The sequence below is a fragment of the Microbacterium sp. Kw_RZR3 genome, assembly GCF_029222405.1.
Classification (GTDB): Bacteria; Actinomycetota; Actinomycetes; order Actinomycetales; family Microbacteriaceae; genus Microbacterium.
The window spans coordinates 1-14,173 of the sequence record NZ_JARHXC010000089.1 but is presented as its reverse complement, the minus strand read 5'-3'; the positions used below and the strand labels follow the sequence as shown (position 1 = coordinate 14,173).

13 protein-coding genes are annotated in these 14,173 nt (G+C 71.7%); 10 read left to right on the top strand and 3 right to left on the bottom strand.

Annotated features, from left to right (window positions below; all coding sequences use genetic code 11):
- Window positions 1-4: 4 nt before the first annotated feature.
- Complete coding sequence (locus tag P2P98_RS04990) at window positions 5-874, bottom strand: LysR family transcriptional regulator (RefSeq protein WP_275797774.1); 870 nt, start codon at window positions 872-874, stop codon at window positions 5-7.
- A gap of 81 nt (window positions 875-955) precedes the next feature.
- On the opposite strand from P2P98_RS04990, the gene P2P98_RS04985 reads away from it, so the two are divergent.
- From P2P98_RS04985 to P2P98_RS04940, 10 genes are all read left to right on the top strand, one after another.
- The gene (locus tag P2P98_RS04985) at window positions 956-2,188 is read left to right on the top strand and encodes an MFS transporter (RefSeq protein ID WP_275797772.1); all 1,233 of its coding nucleotides are present in this window, start codon (window positions 956-958) and stop codon (window positions 2,186-2,188) included.
- Between the two features lie 167 nt (window positions 2,189-2,355).
- The gene (locus P2P98_RS04980; RefSeq protein ID WP_275797770.1) at window positions 2,356-4,032 is read left to right on the top strand and encodes an AlkA N-terminal domain-containing protein; all 1,677 of its coding nucleotides are present in this window, start codon (window positions 2,356-2,358) and stop codon (window positions 4,030-4,032) included.
- Entirely contained in the window at window positions 4,029-4,523 is a 495-nt protein-coding gene (locus tag P2P98_RS04975; RefSeq protein WP_275797768.1) for a methylated-DNA--[protein]-cysteine S-methyltransferase, read from the top strand. The genes P2P98_RS04980 and P2P98_RS04975 overlap by 4 nt, the downstream gene beginning before the upstream one ends.
- Window positions 4,524-4,836: 313 nt before the next feature.
- On the top strand, window positions 4,837-6,702 hold the full coding sequence (locus P2P98_RS04970) for an ABC transporter ATP-binding protein (protein WP_275797767.1): 1,866 nt from the start codon (window positions 4,837-4,839) through the stop codon (window positions 6,700-6,702).
- On the top strand, window positions 6,699-8,516 hold the full coding sequence (locus P2P98_RS04965) for an ABC transporter ATP-binding protein (protein ID WP_275797765.1): 1,818 nt from the start codon (window positions 6,699-6,701) through the stop codon (window positions 8,514-8,516). Before P2P98_RS04970 ends, P2P98_RS04965 begins: the two co-directional genes overlap by 4 nt.
- A gap of 287 nt (window positions 8,517-8,803) precedes the next feature.
- Entirely contained in the window at window positions 8,804-9,295 is a 492-nt protein-coding gene (locus P2P98_RS04960) for a hypothetical protein (protein ID WP_275797763.1), read from the top strand.
- Window positions 9,285-10,955 (top strand): daptide biosynthesis intramembrane metalloprotease, encoded by a 1,671-nt coding sequence (mpaP, locus tag P2P98_RS04955; protein ID WP_275797761.1) that lies wholly within the window; start codon window positions 9,285-9,287, stop codon window positions 10,953-10,955. Before P2P98_RS04960 ends, mpaP begins: the two co-directional genes overlap by 11 nt.
- Window positions 10,952-11,671, top strand: a complete 720-nt coding sequence (locus P2P98_RS04950) for an ATP-binding cassette domain-containing protein (RefSeq protein WP_275797759.1) — start codon at window positions 10,952-10,954, stop codon at window positions 11,669-11,671. Before mpaP ends, P2P98_RS04950 begins: the two co-directional genes overlap by 4 nt.
- On the top strand, window positions 11,668-12,396 hold the full coding sequence (locus P2P98_RS04945) for an ABC transporter permease (protein WP_275797757.1): 729 nt from the start codon (window positions 11,668-11,670) through the stop codon (window positions 12,394-12,396). The genes P2P98_RS04950 and P2P98_RS04945 overlap by 4 nt, the downstream gene beginning before the upstream one ends.
- The gene (locus P2P98_RS04940; protein WP_275797754.1) at window positions 12,393-13,148 is read left to right on the top strand and encodes a hypothetical protein; all 756 of its coding nucleotides are present in this window, start codon (window positions 12,393-12,395) and stop codon (window positions 13,146-13,148) included. The genes P2P98_RS04945 and P2P98_RS04940 overlap by 4 nt, the downstream gene beginning before the upstream one ends.
- A gap of 82 nt (window positions 13,149-13,230) precedes the next feature.
- On the opposite strand, the gene P2P98_RS04935 is transcribed toward P2P98_RS04940, so the two are convergent.
- The gene (locus P2P98_RS04935) at window positions 13,231-13,482 is read right to left on the bottom strand and encodes a hypothetical protein (RefSeq protein ID WP_275797752.1); all 252 of its coding nucleotides are present in this window, start codon (window positions 13,480-13,482) and stop codon (window positions 13,231-13,233) included.
- Window positions 13,483-13,790: 308 nt separating this feature from the next.
- Window positions 13,791-14,173: GNAT family N-acetyltransferase (locus tag P2P98_RS04930; RefSeq protein ID WP_275797750.1), on the bottom strand; the 383-nt coding region annotated here is incomplete at its 5' end.

Sequence of the window (14,173 nt, the reverse complement as noted above, 5' to 3'; positions counted from 1 at the left end):
CTCATCACGCGGCGTGGATCGCCTCCACCACCGCCTGCACGTGCCGGCGGCGCACGGCTGCGGCGGCGACCGTCAGCGAGACGATCCACGGCGGGAGGTCGTCCGCAACGGGACGGACGCGGCATCCGGTCGTCGGCACCATGTTGGGGATCACCGCGACGCCGAGCCCTGCGGCGACGTATTCCGGGACCGTCGCCAGTTCGCCGACCTCGGCCACGATGTGCCGCGCGATCCGGCGGCGCTCCAGCTCGCCGTCGAGCTGCACGCGATTGCCGAATCCCGGGAGCACGTCGATCCAGTCGTCGCCCGCGAGCTCGGCGAGGGCGACCGGCCCGTCGGCGAGGGCGAGCGGGTGGGCCTCGGGCAGCACGGCGACGTAGGGGAATGAACCGAGCGGTCGCGATACGGAACCGGATGCCGGGGGCAGAGCCGTCAGCGCCAGATCCAGGCGGTCGCGATCGAGGTCGTCGAAGAGTCCCCGCGAGCCGGTCGCCGAGACCGTGACCCGGACATCGACCAGCGGGTGCGTGCGACGGAGGCGGGCGAGGATTCGGGGGAGGTCGATGACCCGCAGGCCGGCGAAGGTGCCGATGCGCACGAGACCGCGGATCCCGGTCCCGGACTCGGATGCCACTCCCCGCAGCGCGTCGAGATCGGTGAGCAGAGCGCGGGCGAGGGGGAGGAGCGCCTCGCCCGCGGCCGTCGGGCGCACGGCTTTGGTGGAGCGCTCGAACAGGCGCACGCCCAGGTCGCGCTCGAGGCTCGCGAGACCCGCGGACACCGTCGACTGCGCGGCGAACAGGCGGGCGGCGGCGGCCGTGACGTTGCGCTCGTCGGCGACCGCGACGAAGTATTCGAGCAGGCGCGTCTCCATGGCGCAATGATAGATCTAATCGATTACTTCCATCGAAACTGTTCGTTTCCCTCGATGTCTTACCCGCGGCATCCTGAGGTCATGACTCCCTCGATCACCCTTCCGGTCGCCGTTCCCGTGGCATCCGCGCGTCTCTCTCACCGGACCGGGTTCTGGGTCACGGCCGCCACGTTCCTCGCGCTCATGGCCTTCAACACGGTGCCGACGCCGCTCTACGCGCTGTATCAGGCGCGCGACGGCTTCCCCACGTTCCTCATCACGGTGATGTTCGCCGCGTATTCGATCGGCGTCATGGTGTCGCTGTACCTGGCCGGGCACCTCAGCGACCGTCTCGGTCGCCGCCCGCTCATCCTGGCGGCCACGGTGCTCGAGATCGTCGCGGCCCTGGTGTTCGTGCTGCGCGCCGACGCCGCCAGTGTCATCGCCGCGCGCCTCGTCGCCGGGCTCGGCATCGGACTCCTGACGGCCTCGGCCACGGCGCACCTCGCCGACCTCCGGCGCGTGTCGCACCCGGCATCCCCGGGTTTCGCCGCCACGGTCGCGGGTGTCGCGAACATGGGTGGCCTGGCCCTCGGCCCGCTGATCGGCGGCCTCTTCGCCGAGTTCACCCCGGCGCCGCTCGTTTTGCCGTACGTCGTCTTCCTCGTCGGGTTCCTCGCGCTCGGCCTCGCCTACGTCTTCGTTCCCGAGACGGTCGAGGTCGACCGCTGCTTCCGTTACCGGCCGCAGCGGGTCCGCATCCCCGCGGACGGACGACGCGCCTACTGGGCCGCGGGGACCGCGGCCTTCGCCGCCTTCGCGGTGACGGGGCTCTTCGGCTCGGTGGCCCCGACGTTCTTGGCCGGGCGGCTCGGCGTCACGGACCACCTCGTCGCCGGCGCCGTGTCGTTCTCGGTCTTCGGTGCCGCCGCGGTGTCCCAGGTCGTCTTCGCGGGCCGCTCGACACGCACGCAGTTGCGGCTGGGCCTGGTCGCCATGGTCGCCGGTCTACTGAGCCTCGGTGCCGCCGATCTGCTGACCTCCGGCCCGTTCTTCCTCGTCGGCGGCATCGTCGCGGGAGCCGGCGTCGGGCTCCTCTTCCGCGGCGCCCTCGCCACGGCCGGGTCGCTCGCCGACCCCCGCACCCGCGGCGAGATAACCTCGGGCGTCTTCCTCCTCGCCTTCGCCGGCATGACGGTGCCGCCGCTGGCCGTCGGCGTCGCGCTCCTCGCACTCCCGCTGGTGCCGGTGTTCCTCGGCTTCGTCGTGCTGGTGCTGGCCCTGACGATCTGGGGCGGCCTGGTCATCCTGCGCGAGACCGCGCGGGTCGCGTGACGGAGCGGCGTCCGGCCCGGCGGCCGCGCATCGTCTCCCGCTGAGTGTCCACGACACGCCGTTTCGAGCGGCGTCGATGCGGCGTGTCTTGGACACTCGATGACAGCCCAACCCTCGTGTCCGATTTCCGCCAGCCGATGTCGGAGGTCGGTGGCAGGGTGGATGCCATGACCCTCCCCGTTCCGACCGCCCCGGGCTTCGCCGAGCGCTATCGCGCGATCCAGTCGCGCGACCGGCGCTTCGACGGGCAGTTCGTCACGGCCGTGCGGTCGACGGGAATCTACTGCCGACCGAGCTGCCCCGCACGGACGCCGAGAGAAGCGAACGTCACCTTCTACGCCACCTCGGCGGCGGCGCACGAAGCGGGCTATCGCGCCTGCAAGAGGTGTCTGCCCGAGGCCGCTCCGGGCTCACCGCTGTGGGATGTGCGCGGCGACGTCGCCGCCCGGGCGATGCGCCTGATCGCCGACGGCGTGGTCGACCGCGAGGGGGTGCCGGGGCTCGCGCGACGTCTCGGGTACTCGCCGCGCCACCTCACCCGTGTCCTCACCACCGAGCTCGGGGCGGGGCCTCTCGCCCTGGCTCGCGCGCATCGCGCGCACACCGCCCGTGCGTTGTTGGTCGGCACCGACCTGTCGTCGGCCGATGTCGCCTTCTCCGCCGGGTTCTCCAGCATCCGTCAATTCACCGAGACGATCGGAGAGGTGTTCGGGATGCCGCCGCGCGAGCTGCGCGCACGGCGGTCGCGGGCGTCCGGGGCCGAGGCCTCCGCGGGCGAGATCGATCTCGCCCTGCCCGTCCGCGGACCGATCGACACCACGGGTCTCTTCGGGTGGATGCGGGCTCACGCGATCCCGGGCGTCGAGGTCGGCGGCGACCGGTCTTTCGCGCGGGTCGTGCGCCTGCCCGGCGGGCCCGGGTGGTTCGAGGTGCGCCTCGCCGACGACGGCCGGCTGCGCCTGCGTGCGCGCCTCACCGCCCTCGCCGACCTGGGCACGCTCATCGCGCGGGTGCGTCGCCTCTTCGATCTCGACGCAGATCCGCTGGCGGTCGACACCGAGCTGTCGCGGCATCCCGAGCTCGCCGCCGCCGTGGCGGCGATCCCCGGTGTCCGCGTTCCCGGCGCGATCGACGCGGGCGAGATGCTCCTGCGCGCGATGATCGGCCAGCAGATCAGTGTGGCCTCCGCCCGCACGATGCAGGGACGTCTGACCGCGGAGCTCGGCGAGTCGGTCACGATCGGTCCCGAGCCGCTGACCCTGTTCCCGGATGCCGCGGCGATCGCCGATCGAGGACTCGAGGTGCTGCGCGGTCCCGGTGCCCGCATGCGGGCGATCGTGAGCGTCGCCGAAGCGCTGGCGGACGGCTCCCTCACAGTCGGGCCGGGCGACGACGGCATCGAGCAGCGCGAGCGGCTCCTCGCCCTCCGCGGGGTGGGCCCGTGGACGGCCGACTACGTCCGTATGAGGGTCCTCGGCGATCCCGACGTCCTCCTTCCCGGCGACGTCGCGGCGCGAGCGGGAGCGGCAGCCCTGGGCCTGCCATCCGACCCGGTCGGCTTCACGGAGTGGTCCGCGCGGCTGGCTCCCTGGCGCAGCTACGCCATGGCTCACTACTGGTACGCCGCTCCCGTCACCCAGGCGTGGCGGCTGTCGGGCGCCGAAACGGCGGCGGCAGCCGCGGTGCGGCGGCCCGGGAAAGCCGCCACCCGCCGTCCGTCTGCCCCCGAGAAGTCGCGCCGTCGATCCGCTGACGACCCGGCGTTTCTCTCCGTCGCCTCCGCGTCCCGTACGACCGCCTCCGCGCCCCTCCCCACCGCACCCGAAAGCGAGCCCCTCCGATGAGTACCTCGACTCTGCAGTTCCTCGATACGCCCGACGGACCGTTCGCGATCCTCGCCGACGCCGACGAACGCGTCCTCGTCTCGGGCTGGACCTCCGACGCGGAGGCGGTGCTCGCCCGTCTTCGGCCCGACCGCCGGCCCGACGAGGTCGTCGAAGGCACCACCGCCGCGGCCGAAGCGGTGCGCGCCTATTACGACGGCGACCTCAGCGCGATCGACGCGGTCGAGGTGCGCCAGTTCGGGACGCCCCTTCAGCAAGCGGGGTGGGACGCCCTGCGCCGCATCACCCCGGGCGCGCCGCTGACCTACACCGGCTTCGCCGCGGCGCTCGGTTCTCCCTCGGCCGTCCGGGCGGCGGCATCCATCTGCGCCCGTAACGCTCCGGCCCTCTTCGTGCCTTGTCATCGCGTCCTGCGCGGCGACGGCACGATGGGGGGATTCGCGTGGGGGACCGACGTCAAGCGGCGTCTGCTGGAGCGCGAGGCGGCGTGAGGGGGGCGTCGCGCGGCCCCTGGTCTCGAACCGGCTCTTGCCCTCGGCGTTCGCTCAGAGATATCCTGAAGGGCTGTCACACCCCCGGGCAGCTTCCGCTCATCTCAAGGAGGATGCCATGGACCACATCGACGCCCCCGTCGCCCGTGTCGCTGCGCCCTCCGTCTTTTCCGCGCGTCCTCACGGGCGCCACTAGGGCCTCACGCCGGCGCTCGAGCGCCGCACACCGCGCCCGTCCCGGCTGAATGCCGGTGCCTTTCGGCATCCCCTTTCCGCGCCCGATCCCGGCGCTCGCTTCGACCCCTTGAGGATCATGACTTCCGCTTCGCCTCGCCCGCACCTGTCCACCCCGCGCGCTCTCGCCCGGCTCCTGCCCATCGCGCGTCCCGTCATCCCGCGCCTCATCGCGGGTGCGGTCACGGCCCTCATCGCGAGCCTGCTGGCGTTGGCGATCCCGCTGGTGCTCGAGCAGATCGTCGCCGGGCCCATCGCCTCGCTCGACCCCACCGCCCTCGTGTGGGGGTCGGTCGCGGTGCTGGCGCTCGGCCTCGCCGAGGCGGCCATGGTGTGGCTGCGCCGCTGGTTCGTCCTCGCACCGGCGACCAAGGTCGAGTACGACCTGCGCCAGTCCTTCTACTCGCGCCTGCAGCGCCTGCCCGTCGCGTTCCACGACCGCTGGCAGTCGGGCCAGCTGCTGTCTCGCATGATGCAGGACATCAGCATGCTCCGCCGCTGGCTCGCCTTCGGCGTCATCCTGCTCGTGGTCAACCTGCTGACCATCGCGATCGGAGCGGTCCTGCTCTTCCGCTGGCACTGGTTGCTCGGTGCGCTGTTCCTCGTCACCTCGGCCCCCGTGATCTACGTCGGCTTCCGCTTCGAGAAGCGCTACGGCGCCCTGACCCGTCAGAGTCAAGACCAAGCGGGCGACCTCGCCACCTCGGTGGAAGAGAGCGTCCACGGCATCCGTGTCCTCAAGGCCTTCGGCCGGGGGCGGCACGCCCTGCAGAAGTTCACGCGGCAGGCCGAGTCGCTGCGCGAGACCGAGATCGACAAGGCCCGCGCCGTCGGCTGGATCTGGTTCTTCCTGGTGCTGCTGCCCGACATCGCTTTCGCGGTGTGCCTCGGCGCCGGCATCGTGCTGACTCAGCTCGGACAGCTCCAGGTCGCCGAGCTCGTCGCGTTCTTCGCGATGGCGACCGTGCTGCGCTGGCCGATGGAGTCGATCGGCTTCCTCTTCTCGTTCCTCCTCGACGCTCGCACGGCGACCGACCGCATCTTCGAGGTGTTCGACGAGCAGAACACGATCGTCGATCCCGAGAACCCCCGCACCATCGCGGAGCCCCGGGGCGAGCTCACCTTCGAGGGTGTGCACTTCCGGTATCAGGATGCCGCTGCCACCGAGCCCGATCTCATCGACGGCGTCGATCTGGTGCTGCGTCCCGGCGAGACGATGGCTCTCGTCGGTCTCACCGGCTCCGGCAAGACGACGCTCACGACCCTGCCCGGACGCCTGTACGACGTCACCGGTGGACGCGTGCTGCTCGACGGCGTCGACGTGCGCGAACTGACCCTCGCCGAACTGCGCCGGCACGTGGGCATGGCGTTCGAAGACGCGACGCTGTTCTCGCAGACGGTGCGCGAGAACGTGCTGCTGGGCCGCGAAGACCTCGAGCCGGGCTCGGCCGAAGCCGACCGCATCCTGCGCGAAGCGCTGCAGGTCGCACAGGCGCACTTCGTCTTCGACCTTCCCGACGGCCTCGACACCGTCATCGGCGAAGAGGGGCTGAGCCTGTCCGGTGGGCAGCGGCAGCGGCTCGCGCTCGCGCGCGCCGTCGCGGCGCGTCCGGCCGTCCTGGTGCTCGACGACCCGCTGTCGGCGCTCGACGTCGACACCGAAGCTCTCGTCGAAGACGCCCTGCGTGAGGTGCTCAGTGAGACGACGGCCCTCGTGGTGGCGCACCGTCCCTCGACGGTGACGCTCGCCGACCGGGTCGCGCTCCTCGAGAACGGCCGGGTGACCGCCGTCGGCGCTCACTCCGACCTGCTGCGCGAGAGCGAGCACTACCGATACGTCATCTCGAGCCTCGAAGAGGCGGAACGCGAGGCGCGCACCGGTGCGATCGACGTGATCCGCGCACATGACGACGACACCCTGACCGAGAAGGAGGCGACCCGATGAGCACCGCAACCGTCTCCGGAACCAGCGGCGAAGACCGCTCCGACTACACGCGCGACGAGAGCCGCGCGATCCGTCAGCGCTCGCTGCGTCTGCTCGGCTCGCTCGTGTCTCCCCTGCGGTGGCAGCTCGTCCTCGCGGCGGCCGTCCTCGTGGTGTCGACCGCGCTCCGCGTCGCCGGCCCCGCGCTGATCGCGTACGGCATCGACAACGCGCTGCCCGCGGTGATCGATCGAGCCGATTGGATGCCGACCATCGGCGTCGTGGGCATCTACCTCCTGGCGGGTGTCGGCGGGGCCGTCCTGATCGGCTGGTACGTCGTCGTCGCCGCGCGGCTGACCCAGGCGGTGATGCTGGACCTCCGCAAGCGCATCTTCCTGCACACGCAGAAGCTGAGCCTGGAGTTTCACGAGTCCTACACGTCGGGGCGCATCATCTCGCGCCAGACGAGCGACCTCGACACCATCCGCGAGCTGCTCGACGGCGGGCTCAACGAGCTCGTGTCCGGCGTGCTCTACGGCCTGTTCACTCTGGTCGCGCTGTTCCTCATCGATTGGCAGTCGGGGCTGATCCTGACGGTCATGGGTATCCCGATGTACCTGCTCATGCGCTGGTTCTACCGCCGCTCGCAGGTGATCTACCGCGAGTCGCGCGTGATCAGCGCGCAGGTGATCGTGAAGTTCGTCGAGACGATGACGGGGATCCGGGCCGTGAAGGCGTTCCGCAAAGAGCCCCGCAACGACGAGGAGTTCGGCAAGCTCGCCGGCGACTACCGCGACGTCAACATGCGCTCGATCCGTCTCTTCGGCACGTTCGAGCCCGGCATCATGGCGGTCGCCGCGGTGTCGGTGGCGGTCGTGCTGCTGTGGGGCGGCGGCCGCGTGATCGCGGGACCGCTCGAGATCGGTGTGCTGACGGCGGCCGTGCTGTACGTCCGCAACTTCTTCTCGCCGCTGCAAGAGGTCGCGTTCTTCCTGAACTCGTACCAGTCGGCGACGGCGGCGCTCGAGAAGGTGTCGGGCGTGCTGGAGGAGGAGCCCACGGTTCCCGACCCGACCGACCCGGTCGACCTGTGGGAGGCCCAGGGTCACGTCCGCTTCGACGAGGTCACCTTCGGCTACAGCGACGACCGCGTCATCCTGCCGAACTTCTCGCTCGACATTCCGGCGGGGCAGACGATCGCCCTCGTCGGCACGACCGGCGCGGGTAAGTCGACGTTGGCCAAGCTCGTGTCGCGCTTCTACGACCCCACGGCGGGCGCGGTCACCCTCGACGACGTCGATCTCCGCCGCCTGCACCCGAAGGATCTGCGCCGCGCGATCGTCATGGTCACGCAGGAGGCCTACCTCTTCAGCGGAACGGTGGCCGACAACATCGCCCTCGGAAAGCCCGACGCCACGATGGACGAGATCCGCGCCGCGGCGCGCGCGGTGGGCGCCGACAGCTTCATCGAGAAGCTGCCCGACGGCTACGACACCGACGTGAACAAGCGCGGAGGCCGCGTCTCGGCCGGGCAGCGGCAGCTCATCTCGTTCGCGCGCGCGTTCCTGGCGAACCCCGCCGTGCTGATCCTCGACGAGGCGACGGCGTCGCTCGACATCCCGAGCGAACGCCAGATCCAGGATGCGCTGCAGACCCTGCTCGCCGATCGCACCGCGATCATCATCGCGCACCGCCTCTCGACGGTGGCCATCGCCGACCGTGTGCTGGTGATGGAGCACGGCCGCATCATCGAGGACGACACACCCGCCGCCCTCATCGCCGGCACCGGCAAGTTCGCCCAGCTCCACGCCGCCTGGCGCGAGTCTCTGGTCTGATGCGAGAGAGGGGATGCCGCGGCCGCGGGGTCGTGGCATCCCCCATGCTCCCTCGAAACTGACCTCTCTCTTGCGTCTCTCGCGCGCGCCATGGTGATCGTGGCGGACGGGGCGGGTGATTCGCTCGCCTCGGCGCTTCCGATCGCAGGTGCGCATGTATACATTCTCTTTCGGTCTCCCGTTCGACGGAGGGCCTCCGCGCTCCGGAAGTGCGCGAAGCGGAGCGAGGGGGATGTGTCGGTGACACGAGGGGCAGTCGACGCGCGGGACGCGCGGATCGTCGGGGAATGGATCACGGGGCGGCACGAGTCCTTCCATCGGGCGGCCTCCTGATCGTCCTCGCCGCGACCTCGATCACGCTGCTCGGGCCGGCCGACCGCCGTCGGCTCTTCCGCACGGTGCGCCGACACCTCGCGCCGGGCGGCTCGTTCGTGCTGTCGGTCGCGGGCGCCGGCGCCCTCCGCACTCTCCGGGAGTCGGCGGATCGAGAACTCGCCGTGGGGCCGCGCACGTACCTCCAGTCGCAGCAGGTAGAACCCGACGGTGCCCGCCGGATCGTCAACTGGATGCCGCTTCCCCTGCCGCCCGCGCCGGGTCCGGTGCCCGTGCTGACCACCCGCCTGCACATCCTCGACGAAGCGCGCGTCGCCGGCGAGATGCGGGATGCCGGCTTCCCTGCGCCGGAGAGCGTCCCGGTGCTCACCCACGGCAGCGCCACGGGGGACGGTATGGTGCTGCTCCGCTCCCGGGTCGACGGGGGAACGCGTCATGCCGCGTGACACTCTCGTCCCCGAGGGCGCGGCGCCTCGGCTGGCCGACACCGTGCACATCGAGCCGGCCGCGGGCGGCGAACGCTGGCTCGTCAGCGTTGACGGAGTGCCGGTCTCGCGTGCGTCGTCGACCGTCGCCGCGATGCTACGCGCCATGGACGGGGAAGCACGGCTCGATGAGCTGCGTCGACGCTTCGCCTCCACCCAGACACCGGAGGAGTTCGCCGCCCTCATCGAACGTTTCGGCCGCGCGGGTCTGCTGCACGGCTCCGAACGGCGGGCCGCGGGGCGATTCACCTACCGCCCGCCTCTGACGATCCAGTTCGCGACGCTGCGCGCGCCGGGGTTGTTCGACCGTCTCCATCGCTTCATCCGCCCCGTGCTGCGCGGGTGGCTCGTCTGGCCCCTCGCCGCGCTGATCGTCGGCGGGCTCGCAGCGCTGGTGCTCCAGGCCTCCGACGTGGCCGCTGCGCTGACGTCCCCCTTGCCGCTGGTCGACGTCCTCGGCGTCGCGCTCGTGCTCGTGACCGCGACGTTCGTGCACGAGTCGGCGCACGGGGTGACCCTCGCGCACGGTGGCGGACGTCCGCGGCGTGCTGGCGTGATGCTGCTCTACCTCGGCCCGGCGTTCTTCGTGGATGTCACGGACGCGTGGCGGTTGCCGTCTCGCGCGTCCCGGGTCCGGGTCGCTCTCGCCGGCCCCGCCGTGCACGCCGCACTCGCCGGCGTGGCGGCGCTGTGCGCGCTCGCCGCGCCCGACCCCGGCACGCGGCGAGCACTCCTCGTCCTCAGCTGCGCCTGCGTCGCGGTCGTCGCGCTGAACCTTCTCCCGTTCGTGCGGTTCGACGGGTACATCGCGCTGATGAGCGCCCTGGACGAACCGAATCTGCGCGGGCGGACGATGGCGGATGCCGCCGACGCGCTGCGCCGCGTCCTGTTCGGCGGCGCGTCCGCGCCCCGGGCACTGAACCGGTGGTGGAGCGTTCCCTTCGGCATCCTGAGCGCGGTCGTTCCGTCGGCACTCGTGTGCGCCGCCCTGGAGCGCGCGGTGCGCGGGCTGGCCGGCACGGGGCCGGGCGGTGCCGTCGTCGTGCTGGTCCTCGAGGCTGTGGTGGTCGCCGCGGTCGGGACCCTGGTCGTCCGGTGGCTCGCTGGCGGGTGGACACGAGGGCGCGGGCGCTCCCGCTTCGTGCTGGTGAGCGCCGCGCTCGTCGCGGCCGTCGTCTGTGCGGCCGCGGCCATCCCCGTGGGCGACGCGCGGACCGTCGGCTTCACGACCGCCGACGACCGCATCGAGCTGGTCGTCCCCGTCGGGTCCGCCGACGACAGAGCCCTCCCCGACGGCCTCCCGGTCGACCTGATGACCAGCGGCATCGTCGCCGAGGTCGTCGTGGCGCGGGGTGTCGTGCAGCCCGCGCCGTCGCGGACGACCACCGCACCGCTCACGGCGTTCTCGCCGGTCGAGGTTCGCGGTGTCGCGGCCGACGTCCGCGTGATCGGCGCGGTCGACGCCCCCGCCGGGGCCGTGCCCGCCGCCGGCCGGGCGGTCGTGCACCTCGGCTCGCGCTCGCTGCTCGAGGCCGTGTGGGCGACCCACGTCGTCGAGCCCGCGTCCACTCTGCTCTCCCTTCTCGACCCCCCGACATCCGAACCGAAAGAGGCCCGATGACAGACAACGCGCTCGAGGTCCGCCACCTCACGAAGACCTACGGCTCCCGCACCGCCGTCGACGACGTCTCGTTCGCCGTGCGTCGCGGCAGCATCGTGGGGCTTCTCGGTCCCAACGGCGCGGGCAAGTCCACGACGCTGCGCACGCTCGTCGGACTGTCGGCTCCGACCCGGGGCGAGGCTCTCATCGACGGGATGCCGTTCGCCCGCCTCGCGCAGCCCTCGGCGCACGTCGGCGTCCAGATGGACGGCTTCGGCTTCGAGGTCGGCATCACCGCGCGTCGGCACCTCGAGATCGCACGTCTCGCGGTGGGGGCCGCCCGGCGTCGGGTGGACGAGGTGCTCGACGAGGTGGGCCTCGCCGCCGATGCCCGTCGGCGGGTGAAGTCCTTCTCCACGGGCATGGTGCAGCGGCTCGGGCTCGCGACCGCGCTCATCGGCTCGCCGCGGACGCTCGTGCTCGACGAGCCGTCCAACGGCCTCGACCCGGACGGCATCCGATGGTTCCGCCGGTACCTGCGGACCTTCGCCCGGGCCGGCGGCACGGTGCTCGTCTCGAGCCACCAGCTCGCCGAACTCGAGAACACCGTCGACGAGGTCGTGATCCTCCAGCGGGGCGTTCTCTTCGCCGGTGCGCTGAGCGACCTCGTGCCCGCGGGCAGCGGCGCGTCGCTCGAGGAGCGCTACTTCGACCTCGTCGAGGGGCGCGACGCGTGATCGGCGTGATCCGTTCCGAGCTCCTCCGCTCGCGCAGCGGGGCGAACACGCTCGCGGTCCTGCTGCTCGGCGCTTTCGTCCCGGTGATCGTTCTCACCAGCGACGACACCCTCGGACGGATGAGATCCCTGGATGCCACGACCGCGACGGAGCTGCTCCTCGCACCGCTCGCGTGGTCCTTCGTCGTCGCGGGGTTCGCCGGGGCGTTCGGGGTGACGCGCGAGTTCTATTACGTCTCGATGGCCCGGACGGTCGCGCAGATCGGTTTCCGTCGCGCGTTCGTCGCGAAGGGCGTCGCCGCGATCGGGGTGGCGGTGGTCCTCACCGTCGGGCTCGGTGCGGTCTGGTGCGGCGTCGCGACGATCGTCCTCGGCGTGAACGGCCTCGTGTTTGCCCCGTCCGCGGCGGCGACGGCCACCGTACTCGGATCCCTGCCCGGTGCGATGCTCGGCGCCATCCTCGGCTCGGCGGTCGGCTGGATCGCCGGCAACTACTACGTGGCCGCAGCCATCGTGCTGGCGGGGCCGATCGCCTTCGAGATGGCCTTCCTGGGGTCCGCCCCCGACATCGCCCGGTTCTCTCCCGGCCTGTCGCTCGCCGCCCTCGCCTCGCCGCGAAATCATCCCGTCCTGCTGGATCCAGGGCTCGCTCTCCTCGTGGCTGTGGGCTGGACGGTCGCCCTGACGGTCGCGGCGTGGACCGTCGGGCGTCGGCGGTTCCGATGAACGTGTCGGTGTCGGTCGGACTCGGGCGCGCACTCAGCGCCCAGGCCCGTTCCGCGGTCGGCGATCTGCCCCTCGCGGGTGTCTGCGTCGCCGCGATCGTGCTGTCCGCGTCGATCGGGGCGAGCGTTCCGGGTGATCTCGCCACGGCGCCCGACGAGGCGAGAGCTGCGATCGCGGCACCGTTGTCGACCGTGATCGCGATGTACGGCGCGGTCATGGCGGCGATCTACGGGTCGTTCCGATACACGGTCGACCGGCGCGCAGGGGTCGTCGCTCAGCGCGCCACCCTGCAGCCGCGGCGGTGGCATCTGGCCGCGCGGATCCCCTTCACCGCGCTGAGCGGCGCGCTCGTCGCGGTGGCATCGCTGCTCGGCGGTCGGCTGGCGTTGACGGCCGCCCTCGGTCTGCGGGGGCTCGACCTCGGTTCGGTGGGGATTTCCGCGGTAATCGGGGCGGCCGCGGCGCTGTGGGGACTCGGCATCGGGTTGCTCTTGCAGGCGCATCTCCCGGCCCTGTTCGTCGCCCCGCTGTCGCTCAGCTCGGCGTTCCTGATCGCGCCGCTGTGGCCTTCGGTCGCCGCGTGGCTCCCCCTGCCCACGCTTCTGCGCGCGGTCGGCCGGGAGCTCGGACCGCTCGGGATCGACGCCGCCGTGGGGCCGGTGCCCGCCGCCGCGACCGCCCTCGCTGCCGTGTGGATCGCGGCCGTGCTGAGCGGGGGAGCCTGGTCGTTCCTTCGCCGCGACCTTCGCTGAGCGGGCTGCGCCAGTACATCTCGAGCCTCGAGTGGGAGAGTCTGCCGACCTCTTCGGCCAGCTGGCGGGATGCCGTCCCCGGTCATGCGCCGCGCCGGAGCGCCGCGGGATCTCGTCGCTCAGCCCGCGTGGCCGCCTCCCGGATCACGAGCGCGTCCTCGCGACCCACACAGAGGACGATGCGGGCGCGCGCGTCTTCCACCGACTCGAGCAGCTGTTTCTGCCGACCGGCGCAATGGGTTTCGTCCACACGCTGCGGAGGGTGGCATGCTGCGGCGACGTCGAGAGCAGCGGTGATGCACGCGATCCTCGCACCCGCACGCGCGGCGGTCACGTCCGCATCCGTCGCGCCGCGGCGGGCAGCGATACCGTCCCGCTCGATGATCCGTTCGCGAAGATCCACGGTGTCGAATGTGCCGGGCTGTCACCCGCGGTGGCGCACGCTTCGGGTCAGAAAATGGGCAGAACCTGAGGAAGTCTTCCGATGTGCGCGAACACTCTGCGCCTCGCCCACGGCCTTCGCAGAATCCGCGTCCTGGGCGGATTCCCGCTGACGCTCTGCGAGTTCGGCGCGATTCTGCGAACGTCGTGCCGCACCGGGGTCGCGTCCGGCCCGGGAGGTCAGGACACCGCTTTGCGGGGTCAGACGCTGACGCGCGCGATCACCTCGCCGTACTCGGTCTCGCCGACGGGCTGGAAACCCACGCGCTGGAAGAAGGCCTCGGGGCCGCCGACGCCGGGCTCGTAGATGACGTCGACGTGGTCCATGCCGCGCCCGCGCGCCTCGGCGAGCACCGCGGCGATCGCGTAGCTGCCGACGCCGCGGCCCTGCTCATCGGCGTCGACGTTGATGCGCCACAGAACGGAGCGGAAGTGCTCTTCGTGCGCCTCGGGATCGAAGTTGGCGCTGACGAAGCCCACGACCTCGTCTCCGTCGAGCACCACGCGCTGCCACGACGTCGAGGGGTTCATGACGGTGGCGGCGATGCCGTAGCTCACCGGTGCCAGGAACTGTTCCTGTCCGG

What these genes read in the sequence shown, in the direction of transcription:
- P2P98_RS04990 (WP_275797774.1), bottom strand. Translation starts at nt 874, where the DNA reads ATGGAGACGCGCCTGCTCGAATACTTCGTCGCGGTCGCCGACGAGCGC.
- P2P98_RS04985 (WP_275797772.1), top strand. Translation starts at nt 956, where the DNA reads ATGACTCCCTCGATCACCCTTCCGGTCGCCGTTCCCGTGGCATCCGCG.
- P2P98_RS04980 (WP_275797770.1), top strand. Translation starts at nt 2,356, where the DNA reads ATGACCCTCCCCGTTCCGACCGCCCCGGGCTTCGCCGAGCGCTATCGC.
- P2P98_RS04975 (WP_275797768.1), top strand. Translation starts at nt 4,029, where the DNA reads ATGAGTACCTCGACTCTGCAGTTCCTCGATACGCCCGACGGACCGTTC.
- P2P98_RS04970 (WP_275797767.1), top strand. Translation starts at nt 4,837, where the DNA reads ATGACTTCCGCTTCGCCTCGCCCGCACCTGTCCACCCCGCGCGCTCTC.
- P2P98_RS04965 (WP_275797765.1), top strand. Translation starts at nt 6,699, where the DNA reads ATGAGCACCGCAACCGTCTCCGGAACCAGCGGCGAAGACCGCTCCGAC.
- P2P98_RS04960 (WP_275797763.1), top strand. Translation starts at nt 8,804, where the DNA reads ATGGATCACGGGGCGGCACGAGTCCTTCCATCGGGCGGCCTCCTGATC.
- mpaP (WP_275797761.1), top strand. Translation starts at nt 9,285, where the DNA reads ATGCCGCGTGACACTCTCGTCCCCGAGGGCGCGGCGCCTCGGCTGGCC.
- P2P98_RS04950 (WP_275797759.1), top strand. Translation starts at nt 10,952, where the DNA reads ATGACAGACAACGCGCTCGAGGTCCGCCACCTCACGAAGACCTACGGC.
- P2P98_RS04940 (WP_275797754.1), top strand. Translation starts at nt 12,393, where the DNA reads ATGAACGTGTCGGTGTCGGTCGGACTCGGGCGCGCACTCAGCGCCCAG.